15 protein-coding genes and 2 tRNA genes are annotated in these 18,643 nt (G+C 58.0%); 10 read left to right on the top strand and 7 right to left on the bottom strand.

Annotated elements, in window-relative coordinates; genetic code table 11:
• Positions 1–38: 38 nt before the first annotated feature.
• The 5 genes from GD606_RS12135 to GD606_RS12115 all read left to right on the top strand — a co-directional run bounded on the left by GD606_RS12135 (position 39) and on the right by GD606_RS12115 (position 7,228).
• A complete protein-coding gene (locus GD606_RS12135; protein WP_163301959.1) occupies positions 39–2,516 on the top strand; it encodes a Lon protease family protein in 2,478 nt (825 codons plus the stop codon).
• 46 nt (positions 2,517–2,562) lie between these two features.
• Positions 2,563–3,333: a hypothetical protein gene (locus GD606_RS12130; RefSeq protein ID WP_163301958.1), complete on the top strand. Its 771-nt coding sequence runs from the start codon at positions 2,563–2,565 to the stop codon at positions 3,331–3,333.
• A gap of 196 nt (positions 3,334–3,529) precedes the next feature.
• Positions 3,530–5,671, top strand: coding sequence for a putative bifunctional diguanylate cyclase/phosphodiesterase (locus GD606_RS12125; protein ID WP_246298767.1), 2,142 nt, complete (start codon positions 3,530–3,532; stop codon positions 5,669–5,671).
• A gap of 152 nt (positions 5,672–5,823) precedes the next feature.
• Positions 5,824–6,195 carry a response regulator gene (locus tag GD606_RS12120; protein ID WP_163301957.1) on the top strand — a complete coding sequence of 124 codons (372 nt, stop codon included), beginning with the start codon at positions 5,824–5,826 and terminating at the stop codon, positions 6,193–6,195.
• A gap of 166 nt (positions 6,196–6,361) precedes the next feature.
• Positions 6,362–7,228, top strand: coding sequence for a septal ring lytic transglycosylase RlpA family protein (locus tag GD606_RS12115; RefSeq protein ID WP_163301956.1), 867 nt, complete (start codon positions 6,362–6,364; stop codon positions 7,226–7,228).
• A gap of 267 nt (positions 7,229–7,495) precedes the next feature.
• Here GD606_RS12115 and GD606_RS12110 read toward each other — a convergent pair whose 3' ends face one another.
• Both GD606_RS12110 and GD606_RS12105 read right to left on the bottom strand, forming a co-directional pair.
• Entirely contained in the window at positions 7,496–7,789 is a 294-nt protein-coding gene (locus GD606_RS12110) for an integration host factor subunit alpha (protein ID WP_163301955.1), read from the bottom strand.
• A gap of 78 nt (positions 7,790–7,867) precedes the next feature.
• Positions 7,868–8,284, bottom strand: a complete 417-nt coding sequence (locus GD606_RS12105) for an HIT family protein (protein ID WP_163301954.1) — start codon at positions 8,282–8,284, stop codon at positions 7,868–7,870.
• Positions 8,285–8,473: 189 nt separating this feature from the next.
• Between GD606_RS12105 and GD606_RS12100 the strand changes: the two genes are divergently transcribed.
• The 3 genes from GD606_RS12100 (at position 8,474) to GD606_RS12090 (ending at position 9,921) form a co-directional block, all read left to right on the top strand.
• The gene (locus GD606_RS12100) at positions 8,474–9,580 is read left to right on the top strand and encodes a radical SAM protein (RefSeq protein ID WP_163301953.1); all 1,107 of its coding nucleotides are present in this window, start codon (positions 8,474–8,476) and stop codon (positions 9,578–9,580) included.
• Between the two features lie 175 nt (positions 9,581–9,755).
• A tRNA-Gln gene (locus GD606_RS12095) sits at positions 9,756–9,829 on the top strand.
• A 14-nt stretch (positions 9,830–9,843) separates the two neighbouring features.
• Positions 9,844–9,921, top strand: a tRNA-Glu gene (locus tag GD606_RS12090).
• Between the two features lie 71 nt (positions 9,922–9,992).
• Here GD606_RS12090 and GD606_RS12085 read toward each other — a convergent pair.
• Together GD606_RS12085 and GD606_RS12080 are read right to left on the bottom strand one after the other, a co-directional pair.
• Positions 9,993–11,099 carry a tyrosine-type recombinase/integrase gene (locus GD606_RS12085; RefSeq protein WP_163301952.1) on the bottom strand — a complete coding sequence of 369 codons (1,107 nt, stop codon included), beginning with the start codon at positions 11,097–11,099 and terminating at the stop codon, positions 9,993–9,995.
• Positions 11,100–11,608: 509 nt separating this feature from the next.
• On the bottom strand, positions 11,609–12,118 hold the full coding sequence (locus GD606_RS12080; protein ID WP_163301951.1) for a hypothetical protein: 510 nt from the start codon (positions 12,116–12,118) through the stop codon (positions 11,609–11,611).
• Positions 12,119–12,158: 40 nt separating this feature from the next.
• On the opposite strand from GD606_RS12080, the gene GD606_RS12075 reads away from it, so the two are divergent.
• Positions 12,159–13,190, top strand: a complete 1,032-nt coding sequence (locus tag GD606_RS12075) for an IS5 family transposase (RefSeq protein ID WP_176629169.1) — start codon at positions 12,159–12,161, stop codon at positions 13,188–13,190.
• A 34-nt stretch (positions 13,191–13,224) separates the two neighbouring features.
• Here GD606_RS12075 and GD606_RS12070 read toward each other — a convergent pair whose 3' ends face one another.
• Positions 13,225–15,510, bottom strand: coding sequence for a phage NrS-1 polymerase family protein (locus GD606_RS12070; protein WP_163304016.1), 2,286 nt, complete (start codon positions 15,508–15,510; stop codon positions 13,225–13,227).
• Positions 15,511–15,575: 65 nt separating this feature from the next.
• Positions 15,576–15,965, bottom strand: coding sequence for a hypothetical protein (locus GD606_RS12065; protein WP_163304015.1), 390 nt, complete (start codon positions 15,963–15,965; stop codon positions 15,576–15,578).
• A 398-nt stretch (positions 15,966–16,363) separates the two neighbouring features.
• Between GD606_RS12065 and GD606_RS12060 the strand changes: the two genes are divergently transcribed.
• A complete protein-coding gene (locus tag GD606_RS12060) occupies positions 16,364–17,374 on the top strand; it encodes an IS481 family transposase (RefSeq protein ID WP_163304069.1) in 1,011 nt (336 codons plus the stop codon).
• On the opposite strand, the gene GD606_RS12055 is transcribed toward GD606_RS12060, so the two are convergent.
• Positions 17,346–17,948, bottom strand: a complete 603-nt coding sequence (locus tag GD606_RS12055; RefSeq protein WP_163302420.1) for a hypothetical protein — start codon at positions 17,946–17,948, stop codon at positions 17,346–17,348. The two genes, GD606_RS12060 and GD606_RS12055, sit on opposite strands and share 29 nt — an antisense overlap.
• Between the last annotated feature and the right edge of the window lie 695 nt (positions 17,949–18,643).

The raw sequence follows: 18,643 nt of genomic DNA, 5'->3' as shown, positions 1-18,643 counted from the left end.
GGGCCAGTTTGATCCACACCCAACCACAACGAGCATCCATGACCATCCCCCTTTCCCCCTCTCGGCTGCGCACGGCGTGCGATCCGGCCTCCATCCAGGCCCAGGACAGCCGGGACATCCCCGATGATCCCGAGGCCCTGGCCAAGATCCAGCCCCGGGCCCACTCGGCCATGGAAATGGCCCTGGCCATCAAAAGCCGCGAATACAACGTCTATCTGGCCGGCGATCCGCATCTGGGCCGCACCTATTTCGCCAGATGCTTCCTGGACCCGGCGGCGGCCGGCGGCAGCCCGCCTCCCGACCTGATCTACGTCCACAATTTCGAAGATCCCGACCGGCCCCGGATCATCCGGCTTCCGGCCGGACAGGGCCGCAGGCTCAAATTGGCCATGGCCAAGGCCGTGGCCGACGTGCGGGACGAGATACCGGTTCATTTCGAGCGCGAGGCCTATCTGGCCAAACGCCAGACCCTTTTGCGGGGATTCAACACCGGCCGCGACGAGCTGTATGCGGACATGGAGGTCCGGGCCAAGGACGAGGGTTTTTCCCTGGCCCTTGACGACCAGGGGGCCTTGACCCTGTATCCGCTGCTGGAAGGCAAGGTGGTCAGCGACGAGGAGTTCGAGCACCTGGACCCGGACCTCAAAAAGGAGCTCAAGGGCCGGGGCGACCGGCTTTTGGAAGAGATGGGGGAATATCTGCGGCGCATCACCCGCGAGGAAAAAGGCCTGCGGGACCAGGAAAAAAGCCTGGACCGGGAGACCGCCTCGGAGGTTCTCGACGCCAGGCTGGCCCCCCTTTTCGACGAGTTCGGCGGCAACGAGGCCCTGTCCGGCCATTTCAAGGCCGTGCGCGAGGACATCCTGGACAACCTGGACGCCCTGGCCGCCGCAGGGGGACCGGGCGGATCGTCCCCCCCTTCCCCGCCGGGACATGGCGGCCACAGCGGCCTTTCCGGTCCCGACGGCGCGCCCTTGGACGACATCTTCTACCGCTACGAGATCAACCTCTTCGTGGACAACTCCCAGACCACCGGCGCGCCGGTCATCGTGGAGGACCACCCCACCTATTTCAACCTCATGGGTTGCATCGAGCGCGAATCCGAGCTTGGCGCGCTGTATACGGATTTCACCCTGGTCAAGGCCGGTTCCCTGCACCGGGCCGGGGGCGGCTTCCTCATCGTCAAGGTGGAGGATCTGGTGCAAAACCCCACGGCCTGGGAAGGGCTTTTGCGCGCCCTGCGCTCGGGCCAGGCCCGGGTGGAAGACCCCTCCGAGGGCGCGGAGCACGCCCGGACCCGGACCATCGAGCCCGAGCCCGTGCAGCTCGACGTCAAAATCATCCTGGTGGGCCTGGACGAGACCTACGAACTGCTTTTGTACACCGACGAACGCTTCCAGAAGCTTTTCAAGCTCAAGGCCCACCTCCAGGACACCATGCGCCGCACCCCGGAGAATACGGCCATCCTGGTCTCCCTGCTTTGCCGGGTCATCCGCGACGCCGGGCTTGCGCCGTTTTCCCGCGACGCCCTGGCCGCCCTGGTGGACCACGCCTCGCACCTGGCCGAGGACCAGGCCAAGCTGTCGCTGAAGATTCCGCTTCTGCGGGAACTGATGATCGAGGCCGAGGCCCTGGCCCGCATGGCCGGGGCGGCCTGCGTGGAGCGGGGACATCTGTCCCGGGCGGTGACGGCCCGGGATTTCCGGGCCGACCTCTTCGAGGAGGAATATCTGGCCGAATACGACCGGGAGATGCTCAAAGTGGCCACCTCGGGCATGGCCGTGGGCCGGGCCAACGGCCTGTCCGTACGCATGATCGGGGACCACGCCTTCGGGCTGCCGCACCAGATCGCCTGCACCGTGGGCGTGGGGCACGGCGGCATCATGGATCTGGAGCGCGAGGCCGAGCTTGGCGGCCCCATCCACACCAAGGGCATGATGATCTTAAAAAGCTATCTGCTGGGCCGTTTCGCCCAGGACAAGCCCCTGGTGCTCACCGGATCGCTGTGCTTCGAGCAGAGCTACGCCGAGGTGGAGGGCGATTCGGCCTCGGGCGCGGAGTTGGCGGCGCTTTTGTCGGCTCTGGCCGAGCGGCCCATCCGGCTGTGCTACGCCTTTACCGGGGCCGTGTCCCAGTCCGGGGCCATTTTGGCCGTGGGCGGGGTCAACGAGAAGATCGAGGGATTTTTTGCCGTGTGCCGCAGGCGGGGGCTTACGGGCGAGCAGGGCGTGCTGTTGCCCGCAGACAATGTGGACAACCTCATGCTGCCCGAGGAGGTGGTTGCGGCCGTGGCCCAGGGCCAGTTCCACATCTTCCCCGTGCGCCGCATCGAGGAGGCCATGGAAATATTGACCGGCATCCCGGCCGGAAAACGCGGCGCGGACGGCTCGTTTCCCTCGGGCAGCCTGTACGGGCTGGTGGACGAGCGGCTCACGAGGCTGGCTCGGCTGGCCCTTCGCCCGACGCGGACGACCGAATGGGCGGGCCAGGGCGTGTGCCGGGACATGGGCAGATGACCCCCGTTTCGGGCGGGGGATGCGGCCGGACGAGGAGCAGGACGTCATGACCAAAAACTGGCTGCGGGAAAAGCACGCCGAATTCGTGCGCGATCTGGTGCGGGACTTCTGCCTGTCCGCGCAGGTGCTGGAGGAGCATTTCCGGGAGTTCGACCGGGGGGCGGGCATGGTCTTCGAGGTGCTGCGCGACCTTTTGGGCGAACAGATGAACAAGGGCCTGTTGTGGCGCTTAAAGGACACGGCCCACCATCTGTTCCGGGACCACGACGACAAAAATCCCGTGGGCCAGTTTCTCGACTGGTGCATCGGCTACATCTTCCACGAGACCATGAAGCTCAAGGAGGACGCCTACCAGCAGCAGAACTACGCCCCCTGGTTTCGGGCCATGCAGGAGAGCGAGCTTCCCGAAACCGACCTCATCATCAGCCGGGAACTGTTCCAACTGCTCATGCAGACCAACGAGAGCATGCAGCGCGAGATCCGGCGCATCCGGTTCATCATCCGCCAGTGCCGCAAGCTTTTCCCCCTGTACCTGGCCGACCAGGAGCAAAACCACTGGCTGGCCCGGTTCTTGTTCAAGCGCAACGACTTGGTGCGTCTGGTTTTCGAGGAAAACTACCGCGAGCTCATCGCCTCGGTCTACAAGGACGCCCCGGAGATGCTCGAGGTCATGGCCGCACGCAGCCTGCGCGAGGGCGGTTGGGTGTCCCAGGCCGCCGAGGCCGCCGAGGCCGCCTGCCGGATCAATCCGGCCAGCCCGGCGGCCCGGGACGAACGCCAGGCGGTCGCCGCCTGGCGGGCCAGGCTGCGGGAATGACCCCTGCCGGGTCTGGGGGAAAAACCGGCTTGACCGCACGGCATCCGAAAGGTGATAATTTTACGGCATTGGATACGATCCGTGGCGGCGACCGCCCGGAACCGGACCAGGCGGACGGACCCGTCGCGAAACCGTATGTTCCGCACCCAGGCAGAGGGCGCGGCGGTTGGCGACAGAGCCACTGGAGTACACATTCGTGAACAGACAGGCCCTCGGCACGACCGACATGGCCCCATCCCCCCTTGCCCCGCCGCGTGACGCGTCCGCCGCAACCCCGCCCCAGCGCATCCTGGTGGTCGAGGACGAACGCATCGTGGCCCTGGACATCAGCGCCCGTCTGAAAAAGCTCGGCTACGCCGTGGCCGGTCTGGCCACCTCGGGCGAGGCGGCCCTGGACATCTGCCGGGAGACTCCGCCGTCTTTGGTGCTCATGGACATCTTCCTCGACAGCGGCATGGACGGCATCGAGGCCGCCCGGCGCATCCGCGAACTGCACGACATCCCGGTGGTGTACATCACCTCCCATGACGACCAGCTGACCCTGCGCCGGGCGGCCAAGACCGCTCCCTACGGCTACGTCATCAAACCCGTGGACGAGCGGTGGCTGCAAAGCGCTATTGAAGTGGCCCTGTACAAGCACGCCACGGAGATCGACCTCAAGCGCAGCGAGGATCGCTTCCGCAGGCTGTTCGAGCGCATGCTCAACGCCTTCGTCCTGTTCGAGGCCATCTGCGACGGCACGGGCGAGGTGGAGGATCTGCGCCTCCTGGAGGTCAATCCGGCCTTCGAGCGGGTCACGGGCCTGCCCCGGGGCGAGGTGGAAGGACGGCGCATCCGGGAGGTCTTTCCCGGGGTGGAGCCGTTTTGGATCGAGACCCTGGGACAGGTGGCCGCCACCCGCGTCTCCACCCGGTTCGAAAACTACCTGGCCGACCTCAATCAATATTTCCTGGTCGAGGCCTACAGCCCGGGCCCCGGGCAGGTGGCGGCCATCATCGAGGACGTCACGGACCTGCGCCGGGGCGAACAGCTTTTGCGGCACCGCACCTTTCACGATCCCCTGACCGACCTGCCCAACCGATCCCTGTGCCTGGACCGGCTGCACCGGGCCATCGAACGGGCCAAACGCCGCCTCAACTACGTCTATGCCTTGATCTTCCTGGATCTGGACCGTTTCAAGCTCATCAACGACAGCCTGGGGCATCTGGCCGGGGACAAGGTGCTGTGCCGGGTGGCGGCCCTGCTCAGACGCCATGTGCGCCGCCTGGACACCGTGGCCCGGGTGGGCGGCGACGAATTCGCCATCCTGCTGGAGGAAATCGCCTCCCCGGGCGACGCCCTGCGGGTGGCCCGCAAGATCCGCGACAGCCTGACCGAGGCCATGACCATCGACGGACAGAAACTCTATCTTTCCGCAGGCATGGGCATCGTTCTGGGACCAGCGGACTACGAACGCCCCGAGGAGCTCTTGCAAAACGCCACCATCGCCATGAACCACGCCCGGCGTAGCGGCGTGGGCCGCATCAAGGTCTTCGACTGGGTCATGCGCGAGGTGGCCGAACACGACATGGGCGTGGAGACGGGACTGCGCCGCAGTCTGGAGGAAAAGCAGTTCATCCTGTATTATCAGCCCATTTATTCCCTGTCCGACAGATCCCTGGTCGGCTTCGAGGCCTTGGTGCGCCGCCAGCGGCCGGACGGGGGGCTTGATCTCCCCGGCGAATTCATCCACATCGCCGAAGAGACCGGGCTTATCATTCCGCTTGGCAACCTGGTCATGGCCGAGGCCTGCGCGGCCCTTGGCCGGTGGAGCATGGATATGGCCGCCAGCACGAAATTCTCCATATCCGTCAATTTGTCCGGCAAACAGTTTTCGCAACCCGACCTGGTCAAACAGACGGTCAAGTCCCTGCGCGACACCGGGGCCGACCCCAGGCGCCTGCGCCTGGAGATCACCGAAAGCGTGCTCATGGACAACCCGGAGTCCGCCCTGGCCAAGCTGCGGGGCCTGCGGGAAATGGGCATCACCATCGGCATCGACGACTTCGGCACCGGATATTCCTCCCTGTCCTACCTGCAACGCTTCCCCATCGACTGTCTCAAGGTCGACCGGGGATTTGTGAGCGACATGGACGACCACGGCAACAGGGTCATCGTCAAGACCGTGGTCAACCTGGCCCACAGCCTGGGGCTGGAAGTGGTGGCCGAGGGCATCGAAACCCCTCGCCAGGAGGCCTTGCTCAAGGAATTCGGCTGCGATTTCGGCCAAGGATTCCTGTTCTCGCGCCCCCTGCCCCACGACAAGGCCTCGGCCTTCCTGCGCTCCCCGGCGACCTGAGACGACGACCTGTCGCCGACGCCGCGAGGCGTCGCCGTTTCGTCATTATGGGCGTGTATGTCGGCATTGGCTCCGGAAGCGAACCGTCGCCCGGGCCGACATGGCGAAACGGAAAACATGGGTATGCGCGCCACAGCATCAAGGGGAGCATCATGGCCACCATCTGCATCGCCGACGACGACATCACGTCCCGCCACACCCTCCGGGCCATCGTCTCCGGAGAAGGTCACGACGTCGTGGAGGCCTCCGACGGGGCCGAGGCCCTGCGCGCCGTGAACGAACGCCGCGTGGATCTGCTTTTAACCGACATCTTCATGCCCGGCGTCGAAGGCCTGGAGGTCATCCGCATCCTCCGGGAATCCCACCCCGGACTGCCGGTGATCGCCTTCACCACCGGCAGCACCTTCACCGCCTACGAGACCCTCAATTGGGCCAGAAGCTACGGGGTGAGCGGGGCCCTGACCAAACCGTTTTCCCGCGAGGACATCCTGGGCGAGGTCCGCAAGGTCTTGCCCCGGGCGTAACCCGCCGGGACGCGCTTTCGCTTCGCCTGCCCCTCGGGGGGAGTCACGGCCCGGGTATCGGCCCGGTCGGATTTTTCGCGCCCTTTTCTTTCCGCCAGGGATGCCGTAGGCTTGGGCGCAAAGGCGGGGTCGAGGACCGGCCCTACCCCAAGCCCTGCGTGATCCTATGCCTTCATTGCGTGATTTTTCTCCCCGGCCGCTGCGCCGCAGCCCCTCCGGCTCCGGCACGGCAGAGGGGCGGCCGGGCTGCGCCCTCTGGGACGACAGCCCCAGGGCCGCTCTGTCTCCGGGCCTGTGGGGCGTCTTCCGGGCTCGCGCCCTGGCCCTGCTCGTCCTGGGGCTTGTGGCCGTGGCCCTGGTCGGCTGCGGGGCAAAGTCCCCCTCGCCGCCGCCCGGCGGCTGGGGCAAGGCCCCGGCCACCCAGCGTCCCTATACCGTCAAGGGCAAGACCTACCACCCCATCCCCTCGGCAGACGGCTATACGGAAGAAGGCGTGGCCTCCTGGTACGGCAAGGACTTCCACGGCAAGCCCACCTCCTGCGGCGAGATCTACGACATGCACAAGCTCACCGCCGCCCACAAGATCCTGCCTATGCACACCACCCTCAAGGTGACCAACCTGGAAAACGGCCGTTCGGTCACCGTGCGGGTCAACGACCGGGGGCCCTTCGTGTCCGGCCGGGTGATCGACATGTCCTTTGCCGGGGCCAAGGCCCTGGACATGCACAACAAGGGCACCACCCGGGTGCGGCTGGAGAGCGTGGGGAGCATTCCCGGCGCGACATCGGCCCAGGATCTGCCCGGCCCCTTCTACGTCCAGATCGGGGCCTTCGTGAACGAGCGCAATGCCCAGCGGCTTTTGACGGTCATCAAACGGGCCGGGTACGCCCAGTCGCGCATCCACTCCAAGGATGTGGGCGGCGAACGGTTCTTCCGGGTCCACGCCGGAACCTTCGCCACCCTGGCCGAGGCCGAACGGGCCCGGGCGCGGCTCTCCGGGGAATACCGGGACGCCTTCGTTATCGGGGAATAGGGGGGAATAGGATGCGGATTTCAGGGATGGCCGCCGCCTGATCAGACGGCGGGGTGCGGCCCGGCCAGCGTCTGGCCAGCGTCCGGCCGCACGCCCCGGCGGGACCGGAGGGCAGGCCGGAGCCGTTGTGTGAAAAAGAGTGGCGCTTCCGCCGTATAGCGGCCCCGCGCGGCCGGGAACGGACAGCAGTCTCCACGGGACGATGCCGAGGCCGCCGCAGGGAGGGCGTCCCCGGGAAGACGGCCGAACGGCAGGGACGGTCCCGAGCTATTCGGGGTTGAGCTCGGCCCGGAACTTCCGGGACAGCCGGAAGACCACCACCTTGCGCGGCGGCAGGACGATGCTCTTGTTGGTCTGGGGGTTGCGCCCCTTGCGGGCCTTTTTGTCGTAGGACTCGAATTTTCCGAAACCGCTGACCAAAAGCGCGTCGTCTTTTTTGATCGACTGCTTCATGATGTCCAGGAGGTGGTCCACGAGAACCTTCACCTCGGCCCGGTTGCGCTCGGTTTTTTCGTAGATGTAGTCGACGATGTCCGCTTTGGTGAGAGTCTTTCCGCTCATGTTTCCCTCCGGAGCGTGGTGGACCGATGCCGGGAGGCCGGGGCGGGGCATTGTGCCGCGCCGCCGCCCGGGCTGGCGTTAGATTCGAATGCGAATGGACTCGGCCATCCGGGTCATGGCCATAGTGTCGGCGTATGGCGCGCCCTGCCACGGCGAAAGCCCGTCGCCCTCCACCCGGGGGATGACGTGAAAATGGGCGTGCAGTACGAGTTGCCCGGCCGAGGCGCCGTTATTCATGACCACGTTGATGCCCGTGGCCCCTGTGGCCTCGCGCACGGCCCGGCCCACGACCTGAAGCGCGGCCACAAGGTCGCCCCCGATGTCGGCGGGAAGCTCCCACAACGACGGGGCGTGGACCTTGGGGATGACCAGGGCGTGCCCCGGCCGGATCGGGGCGATATCCAGAAAGGCCAGGACGGCGGCGGTCTCGTAAATTTTGGCGCAGGGAATCTCGCCGCGCAGGATCTTGCAAAAGAGACAGTCTTTGTCGATCATGCCTGTTTCCATGGACGGTGAGGGAAAACGCTTGTCGGCACGGCCGCACGCCTGGCGGGCCACATCGCTTTGAAGTCACGACGCGACCATAACCATCCAATAGCTAAGTAAAAATTATTTTTCAAGGGGCCTCGTACACATTTTGTCAAAAAATCGATTTTCCGGCCCGTCAGGCCGCCGGAGACGGACATGCGGGTGAGATTCGCCCATCCTGAGCCCGCCCCGGAAAAATCCCGCATCTGGCCCGTGTTTCTGCCCTACGCCGGATGCGCCGGACGGTGCGTCTATTGCGCCCAGCATCTCCAGACCGGGGCGGCGTCTGCGTCCCCAGCGTCCCCCGCGTCTTTGGACACGGCCCGGCGCGATCTGGACGCGGCCCTGGGGGGGGCGCTGGCCGCAGGCCGCGGTCCCTACGAGCTCGGGTTTTACGGCGGCACGTTCACGGCCCTCCCCGGGGACCATGCCGAGCGGTTCACGGCCCTGGCCCAGACGTACCGGGAACGGGGGCTTGTGACCCGGGTGCGCTGCTCCACGCGCCCCGACGCCGCCCATGCCGGGCGGCTGGCCGTGCTGCGCGGCCTGGGGCTGGATATGGTGGAGCTTGGCGTGCAGACCTTCGAGGCCGGGGTGCTGGCCCGTAGCGGCCGGGGATATGCGCCGGAGGCGGCGCAGGCGGCATGCCTGAGGGTGCGCGAAGCTGGGCTGGCCCTTGGGGTGCAACTCCTGCCGGGACTGCCCGGACACACGCCGGAGATGTTCGCCCGGGATGTGGCCAAGGCGGCCGCGCTTGGCCCGGAGGCGGCGCGCATCTATCCGTGCGTGGTGGCGTCCGGAACGCGGCTGGCGGCCATGTGGCGGGCCGGGGAGTACACGCCCTGGGACGTGGAGGCGACCATCGCGGCCGTGGCGCAGGGGCTTTTGGAACTGTGGCGGGCGGGGGTGCGGGTCATCCGGGTGGGGCTTGCGCCGCAGCCGGAGCTTGACGCCGCCGTGCTGGCCGGTCCTGTGCATCCGGCCCTGGGGAGCCGGGCCCGGGGGCGGGCGCTTTTTTTGCTGGTGCGCGATCAGGCGCGCCGTCTCGGCCGCGGCCCCAAGGGCATGGCCGTCCCCGGACGGTACTTTGGCGAACTGTGGGGACATGGCCGGGAACTGGCGGCGGCCTACGCCGACCTGGGCCTCACCCGGGATTCCGTACACCCGGCGGACCTGGCGGATTTTGAGATATGGACGGCGCAGGACGATACGCCCCCAGCCGCCGCATCAATACCGGCCGATCTCCTGGCCTCGGCGTTGTGACGGTTGACAGGCGGGCGGACAAGCCTGTATTCCCCGGCTCCGAAAGCGGGCACATGCCGGTTGGGCGGCGCTTTGAGCGGGATACGGGAACTCTTTCGAGCTTTTTTCCCAAATCGCACACAGGCGCTTGACACGCATAGCGAATCCGAGTATCCGCCTTCGTTCACGCGTTTGCTGGGGGATCGTCTAGCGGCAGGACTATGGACTCTGACTCCATCAACCTAGGTTCGAATCCTAGTCCCCCAGCCAACCTCGTAACTCGCGTCCCCATCGTCTAGCCTGGTCCAGGACATCGGCCTTTCACGCCGGTAACAGGGGTTCAAATCCCCTTGGGGACGCCAAAGAAATCAACAGGTTGCAACCTGTTCGCCTCTGACAGGCCCGGCGGAAGTACCGGGCGGAAGTACTCTTCTCAAGCCCCCGAGGTTAACGCCTTGGGGGCTTCTTGCTTGACGAAGGGAATCACCCGGGCCGGACCTTTCTTCACCAGGACGGATTCCAGAGCCTCCCGGGTATGCTCCAGGCCCAGGCTACGCAGGTAGCGTTCAGTGGTCGCGGGCGACTTGTGGCGCAAGATCGACTGGACCACGGCCACAGGTTGCCCGGCATGGTAGAGGGTCGAGGCGGTCAGATGCCGGATGGCGTGGAAGCCGAACGGCTTGACCCCGGCCCGGACACAAAGGCGCTTCATGAGATGCTGGCGTTTCTCGAAGGGTTTGCCGAAATACTCACGGGTGAAGGCAGTAGCATCAAGGCAGACAAACACATGGGGAGCGTCCTTGACCGGGCGGGTCTCCCTCCAGTCGCGTAATTCTTCCCGCAATTCGCTCGTCATCGGAATCAAGTCGAATTCGAGCGTTCCGTCTCGGCGCTTACGGGTGCCGAGTCGGACAAGGCCGTTTGCGAAGTCCACATCGGCCCAGGTTAGCCGGAAAAGTTCCGAGCGCCTTGCTGCCAAATGAAGAAACGCGAAAAGCATGACCCTGTCTTGGCTTTCGGCTATTTGGTATATGCGCCAGAAGTCGTCCTCAGGCGGGACATAGCGGGGATGGCGCGTTTCGCCGAAACGCTCAACCTTCATAAACGGGTTGGGCGGGAAGTCGTGGAACTTGATAGACCAATTCCAGGCAGCAACAAGATTTTTCCGGTCCTTGTTCGCGGCATGGCCGCTCCGGGCCTCAGCCTGGGACTGGAGGTAAGCGAGGGCATCTCTGGCAATCAGACTTTCGGCTTCAATCTCCGGTGAAACAACTGAAAAAAAACGCTTAAATACATCTCGTTTTTCCTGGAAGGTCTTCACGTTAAACTTCGTTTTTGCAAAAGCAAGATAGTTGTTCGCCCATTCAAGCAAGGATACCGAAGGGGTCGTCTCGGGCATTGCTTCCGCTAGACTTCGCGCCTCGGCCTCCCAATTCAGAGCTTCGGTGCGCGTGTCGAAGACTTTTTGGAGCCTTTGCCCGTTTCTTTTGACGCAAGCGAGCCAGCGCGTTTTCCCGCGCTTGGTTATTTTGGAGGGCATCGATTCTCTCCCGAACTCGGTTTTCAAAGAACGTGAGGCGTCCTAAAAGAAAGACACCACCCAATTCTTCCGAATACTTTTTGACCGTCCTTGGGTCAACGCGAAAATACTCAGCAACCTCCCTGAGGGTAAGGGCGCGGCCGTATTCGCGCTCTAGGAAATTGGGTGTGCTGACAGACATTTAAAGTGCTACGCCAGGAAATTGGTCGGGTATACGCCGACCGGTTTTTTGACCACCTTGACTACCGGGCAAACGCAGGTAGTCAGGCCGGAAGCCAGCAACCATGCAGCTTTGACTACCTTGACTACCTTAACTACTGAAATATGAGATACGCGAGCGCCCTCCCCCCCCTCCTGTGTCATCCCGTTCCAAGATCGAATCTTCGCAAACTCGTGCGCGAGAGGTGGTCAAGGTGGTCAAGGTGGTCACTTCACAGTAATAATTAGGCTTTTTCTTGGCCACCGGCGTTGGGACGGTAGTCAAGGTAGTCAAAGCCATTTGTGAAGAATTAATCATCGTCAGCCTCGGGCTGGCTCAGGTTTTGCCCAGTTGTCCGAAGCTGAAGTTTGTACCTGTCTAAAGCATAGAACTTCCCTGCACCAATTCCCGACACATAATTAATCGTAGCTTGCTTCGCGCTGTGTCTTTTAAAAAGTAAACCTTGCTCACTTAATATTTTAGCGATGTGTTCTTTTTTCGCAGCATTACCTGCCGCTTCTACGATTGACGAGGACGGGATGTAAACAGCATAGTTGTTGTACCAGCCTACAGCTTCACGGTTGTTCTCATGCGGCTTGTAACAAATGTCTTTAATTGTTACGTCCCAACGTGCAGCAATCCAGTGCTGTATATTTTCTATGATTTGCACCATTGGTTTGAGAATTATGCTGGAAAAAGATTCTAAATAATTGTTGCAAGCCCATATAACTACTTTGAGATGGTCAATTTCTTTTGGAAGAATGTTAAATTGAGACCGTTGCACGGAAAAATGGCACAATTCTATTGTAATTTTAGGCAATTATGCTATATTTTCTCCATCAAAAATAATGGAGGCGATCATGAGCGAGCGCAATTCCAATAAGCCCGGTATTGCCGACTACGTCGTGTCCCATCGCAGGCACAAGGAATGCTTTCTGGATGAGATTGATCGCCTCATTGATTGGAAGCCGTTTGAGAAGCTTCTTCGAAAAAAGCTCAGCCGAGTCGTCAATGCCGTTGGTAATCCTGCATATGCACCGTTGCCGATGTTTAAAATCCTTCTGCTCCAGAGGTGGTACAACCTGAGCGACGCGGCGGTGGAGGAATGCTTGTACGATCGGTTGTCCTTTGTCCGATTCGTGGGCCTTTCCCTTGATCATGACGAGGTGCCCGATTCCTCGACCATTTGCCGGTTTCGGCAGAGCCTGCTTGAAAAAAACGTCTTGAAGCGGCTTCTGGACAAACTCAACCATCAACTCCAGCGGCGCGGCTTACTGGTACGTGAAGGAGCCATCGTGGACGCGAGCGTCATCACCTCCTCGCGCCGCCCCCTCAAAGTAATCGATATTCTTCCCGAAGATCGCGAGGAAGATGACGACGAGGCGTCGGACGTAACCATCAGCTACTCCGATGACGCCGATGCGGCCTGGTTGCGCAAAGGGAACCGGGCTTATTACGGCTACAAAGTCCATGCGGCCACGGACAGCCGGGACGGCTTTCTCCTCGGCGGCCATGTCACGCCCGCCAACCGTTCGGATACGCAGGAATTCGTGGATATTCTTGATGAGATTGGCCCCATGCCAGGGGGCCGCATCTATGCGGACAAGGGATACAGCAGCCAGTTGAACAGGCATGTGCTCCAAGCTCGGAGACTTGCCGACGGCATCATGCATAAGGCCGCTCGCAACCGTGCGCTGAACCCCGCCGAAAAAGCGGCAAATCGTCAAGTTAGCAGCGTCCGGTCGAAGGTGGAACGGGCTTTCGGAACGCTCAAAAGAAGTTATGGCTTCTTCCGGACGCGTTACCTGGGGGTAGCCAAGGTTGAACTTGAATTTTTACTCAACGCTATGGCTTTCAACTTGAAAAAAGCGGTGCTCAAAGCGGGATGTTGAGGAACACTTACGCTAAGGAGTGACGAACGCCGCCTCAAGGTGAAACAAGATCAGCGCTGTCGGCTAAACGACGGCGGAAACAGACGACCGAGACCTTTCGAGAGAATTCCGTAACGACATCAGAGGATTGTGCAGCGGTCTCAAATTCTTTTGCAAAATTACCTGCTATTTGAATCAGAGCAAAAGGAATGGCAGCGCGTATAAGCTGGCTTTCTTCGCTGTTCGCCAAATGTCTGGCCGCGTTTAAAATGGTTTGTTTTAGTTCTGAAGATTTGTGGTGAAGGCCATTGTTGAATATAGCTTCAATGAATTTATGCCCCGCATGTCCATAATTTTCAGCAATGCTATTAATAGACCTCATTGTTTCATTCGTAAGTTTTTCGTTAACGTCCGTGACATCTACGTCTGGAAAACGGACAGACATTCCTGCCTGCCAGCTTCCTCCAGCGCTTTTGATTTTTTCTTCCAATGATTTTTCGCCGGAGAAAATTGCAAAGGTATTCCACGTCTGCCTGCTCTGAAGCGTAGATAGCTGTGTCATTCTCGATTTGCTACTACCAGAAGACAATGTATAGATCATAGCCCCTAAATCTCGCCCATCGATATGAGCGATGTCGTCAAGCAAAAGCACGGTGCCGTTCGCTTTTGTGGCCAAAAGTTCTACGGCGTTGTCGGTTGTCCTCATTGATTGAAACAATCCACACCCGAGTTTTGGAGTAGACCAAGCAGATGCTGCAAGCATCTGTGCAGTGGATTTGCCTTTTGATGTGAACCCTGAAAGATTAATTCCACAGGTGTCCAACTTAGCTATAGATAAAATTGGTCCAACAAACGCAGCCATAACGCCAAGAGCAAAATGCGGGCATCCCGGCGCAGTTGTTGCCGTTCGTATGGCATCTTTCCAGCCTTCAAACGAGCCACAGGAATAGGGCGCGGTTATCCGCTCGTTAGGAGACAACTCAACTTGATGGTTGTTGTCGCTATATGACTTGCCGTCAGGTGTAACAAATGCAAAGTTTTTGTGATTATCGATTTGAAATAAGCCGGGCTTTGTGGTGATTAATATTTCTTTATCAGGGTGTGCTGCTTTGAGCGTCGCAAGAATTATTTTGTCACCATCAGGATAAATACGTAAACCTGCGGCTAATAATTCTGATTTAAGTTCATTTCCGGATGCTTTGACAAGAAATGACCGCTCTATGTCCAAAGATTTCAAACTGCCATCGAATCCTTCGATGTTAATTCGCAATCCAGATGCGTCGCTTTTGTCGATGTATCGCAGGCGAGCTGGTATACCGTAAAGACTTGACACAGGGTAGTATGCAGATGAGTGCTTATCGCTTTTCCCAGTATATTTTCGTTTTGCTTCGCGTTCGATTATAGTTTTCGCATTGTCACGACCGTATCTAAATTTTATACCTTTGATTTCTAGCAACGGGTAGTCGTTACGAGCTTGGCCGTTTAGCAGCGCAACAATGTTCGCGCTGCTTATGTTTTGATTAGTGTTATACGTTTTATCTGTTGAACTAATTGCTTTTTTGATGGTCATTTGCCCGTAAGTCGATCCGTCTGCACTGTGCGTGACATCCCACTTATCTCGATAAAGACCAGATTTTCGAAATATAGAGTCTATCAGCGAGGCATCTTTTTGGAACAGCCACGCTAAATGCGAGCAAAAAGCTAAGTCAGCCTCTGACTGTGAAGGGTAGCCAGAAAAGTCTCCGTTCCAAAGTTGTTCGTTTTTGCTACCGTTTGTAAAATGAAATGACGTGGTGAGCAGTTCGTGAGGATCACCTTTTGGTCGGCCAGAAACAGAATTTGTATGCTTTGTTTTTGCATTTGTTCCCCATATTTCGGCATGAATCTCATCTATTTCGTTCTGTCGATTTTCAACGTGTTTGTTGCAGCCTCTGAAAATATTTCCTGTGATGGTAAAGTATCTCCCACTTTCGTACAATTCAACATTGCCCTTCTTTCTCCCTCCAGGCGGCAGTTTCCCCTTCGTTATAATATGCAATCCACGTCCTGATGGAGAAATTTCTGTGTATGAGTTTAGAGTGTTGACAATGTTTCGTATCGACGTGTCAAGTTTGCCACTTTCAGAGATGCAATGGTCAAGGTCAACGCCGACAAATGACTCGTTAAGGGTGAACATGAATCCGATGCCATCACATTTTTGTTTATTAGAATTCAGTTGTGCATTGTAATAACTCACTGCTTTATCAAAACTACCCCATGTCGAGGGGTCGTTTGATTTTGCATTTGAGCCTGTTGATGGATTGATCGGTAGCTTTGTTTGCTTTCCATCTCTCTCGATCATTTGCCAGCAAACCCATTGAACGTGGGATTTTAAGCAATCAGGGATGTTTTTAAAATTTGTCATGGTTATTTGTATGGATAACTAGGGCTATTGAAGTAGTCATCAATCTCCTGCGCCGACATTTCTGTTGGAATATTTCCGAGCGCTTTGACGAAAGTCAAAAAAGCGGGCGTACCGTCGAGAATAGTTGCCACAAGGCACCCATCTTCATATTCCTTTACGCTAACAGCGAAGGTAGAAACGAGAATGTTGATGAGTTTCTTCAGGTCGCTTTTGTTTCTGAGTTTACTCCAAGGTTTTTCCTCGGGTCGGATGAGATTATTGAGGCAGTGTTTGTTACTCCCTTCGCCGAACGTTAAAAGCAGAAGCAACTCTAAAAAATTGCCTGCCCGACGAAAATCTTCAATTGTTCCAGGCTTGCCGTATAAATTCATAGAGATTGGTTTCGGTGCCATTGTTGATCTCCTACTAGAAAAACCTCGTAGAACCGACTGGGCGAGCGGTTCTACGAGGTTGTTCAACCCAATTGATTGGGATGAATTTTTGGATGCGCCCAGTGTACGTTTCCTCCAAACTCTGCAGAGAGAGAGGAGTCGTACGCAACTGGAGATAAAATGCCAGAGGTCAGGTTTTGCGGGAACCTGGGTGGGTAGGCTACTAGGGGGGGATCAATTCACTTTTTTTTCTTAACCCACGCAATCTATTGTACTTTTCCGCTAAAGGCTTCAAAATTTTCCTCAACTAGCCTTTGCGAGCTTTGGGGTAACACGCCCTCCGAAAATATCAATTATTTGAATAACTAGGCTTCTCATCGGACAGATTTTGGGGTACGAAACGACCAGGAGACCCCCCAATGAAGGCCGAAGAAAAACTCGCACGGCAGAGGCTTTCCGTTTTGGAGTTGGCCAAGGAGCTTGGCAACATCGCTGAGGCCTGCCGCCAGCGAGGCATGCACCGCAGCCAGTTCTACGAGTACAAGCGGCGATTTCAGACGCACGGGATTGAAGGCCTCAAGGATCTGCCGCCTATCCCCAAGAGCCATCCCATGACGACGCCGGATGAGGTGGTTCAACGTATCTTGGCCTTCAGCCTCGATCATCCCGCCTGGGGATGCGTCCGTCTCTCCAACACCTTGAAACTGGACGGAATTTCCGTCAGTTCGCCCACCATCCAGAACATCCTCATCAAAAACGGCATGGCCAGCAAATATGACCGCTGGCTCAAGCTTGAGGAGAAACGTGCCGGTGAGCCCATTGAACTCACTGGAGAGCAGGTCGCGTTCATCGAAAGGCAAAATCCCGCATTTCGGGAACGGCATGTGGAAAGTTCAAGGCCTGGCGAGCTTTTGTGCCAGGATACCTATTATGTCGGTCGTCTCAAGGGCGTTGGCCGCGTCTACATGCACACGGTTGTCGATACGTATTCGAGCTATGGGTTTGGATTTCTTCACACTGCCAAGGTTCCCGAAGCGGCAGTTGCGGTTCTGCACAACGATGTTCTTCCGTTTTATCAAGAAAAAAATCTATCTATCTCTTCTCTTCTCACAGACAATGGCCGCGAATACTGCGGAACAGAATCACATCCCTACGAGCTTTATCTCGAGTTGAGTGATATCGAGCACCGTCGGACAAAGATCAGAAGCCCCCGAACAAATGGCTTTGTTGAACGATTTCACAGGACAGCCCTGGACGAGTTTTACCGCGAGGCGTTTCGCTCAACCCTGTATGAGTCTGTCGAATCGCTGCAGGCGGACTTGGACGACTGGCTCGACGACTATAACAACAATCGTCCTCACCAAGGGTATCGGAACATGGGGCGCAGGCCCATCGACACCATCAACCAGTACCTTGAAAATGTCCAATAAGTAGCCTAGTATTACAAATTATTTCAGGGTGCTTATCAATTAAATACTGTGCCATTTGATCGTGAAAAGCTTGATCCCCTTTTCGCCACTTTTCTTCTGCTTCATTCAGAAATGGAGTCATTTGATATTCAATGGTCTTTTTTCGACTCTCATGCCCTTGCTTCCTATTAATACGACCCGCATCTGAAAGTGCAAGTTTTGTTAAAAACTCGAAATGATCTTCTCTTTGATAAGAAAAAAACATGCCCCGGTAAATTCCTAGCATTAGCGATATAAATATTGATTCATTTATGAGTTCATGGTTTCCTTCAATTATAAACTTCTCCATGTTCATTCGCAATGCGTTTGACCAAAACAACATGTGTAAGGCGTTAAGCTTTTCAGATTCTATTTTTAGTCGTCGCAAGTCGTTGTTGCCATCTTTTAGCGATTGCACCAATAAAGTTTGTTTTTTTATTATATCGTCAAAATTAGTACAAATTTCTTCTTCGTTTGGCAGCAATTCAGTTACGACATTATCGATGTCTTCGAGAACTTTCTTAAAGGTCTGATCGTAGCCTATGAATTTTGGCATATTCGTTACTATTGTGTTTAAGTTGCAAACGGTTTTAGGGTGTCGTATTAAGGGATGATCATGCCGTCCAATAATAGATCGCTAACGGACGCATCTTTTGCCGCTACGGTCAAATCAATCAAGAATCAAGCCGCCCACTGCGCCGACAAGGCCTCTGTCTGCTTTAGCATGGTCTGTATGGCCGCGTCATGGAGGTTGGACGGGAACCGCGCCAAGTGCCTTTCACCCACGAAACTTCCCAACTCGCGTTTCCAGTTGTCATGATTCCTTGCTTGCGACCATACTTCCGCGTAAAGAATACGAAAACGTATGTCCAGCCTGTTTTCTGGGGTCGAGACAGTTTTGCAGGCCATTTAGGCAGTCCAGTGGATGCCTTTTCGAATCGTCTTGGGAATGTAGCGCCCTAGTCTATGCGGAATTCGAATTTATCAAAATAACGCCGCCATCTTCGGCGTTGAACCAGGTCACGTAATGCGCGTCGTCACCACGAAACCGATCGGCATGACGATTTTCTGGGGAGGCGATTCAACCGTCATTGAGGGGTGACCGGCATGGCCTTTGTGGTAACACAGTGGCCGGACCACAGGCACCGCCTTTTCGCCCAGGATCAAGCCGCCCACCGCGCCGACAAGGCCCCTGCCTGCCGGAGCACCCTGAAATGCCGAGGCCCCTGCATCATTAATATAGGCCTGACG

This window comes from Desulfolutivibrio sulfodismutans DSM 3696 (assembly GCF_013376455.1).
In the GTDB taxonomy this organism is placed as follows: Bacteria; Desulfobacterota; Desulfovibrionia; order Desulfovibrionales; family Desulfovibrionaceae; genus Desulfolutivibrio; species Desulfolutivibrio sulfodismutans.
Note: the sequence above shows the minus strand (reverse complement) of the source record. Positions and strands in the feature narration are given on the sequence as shown.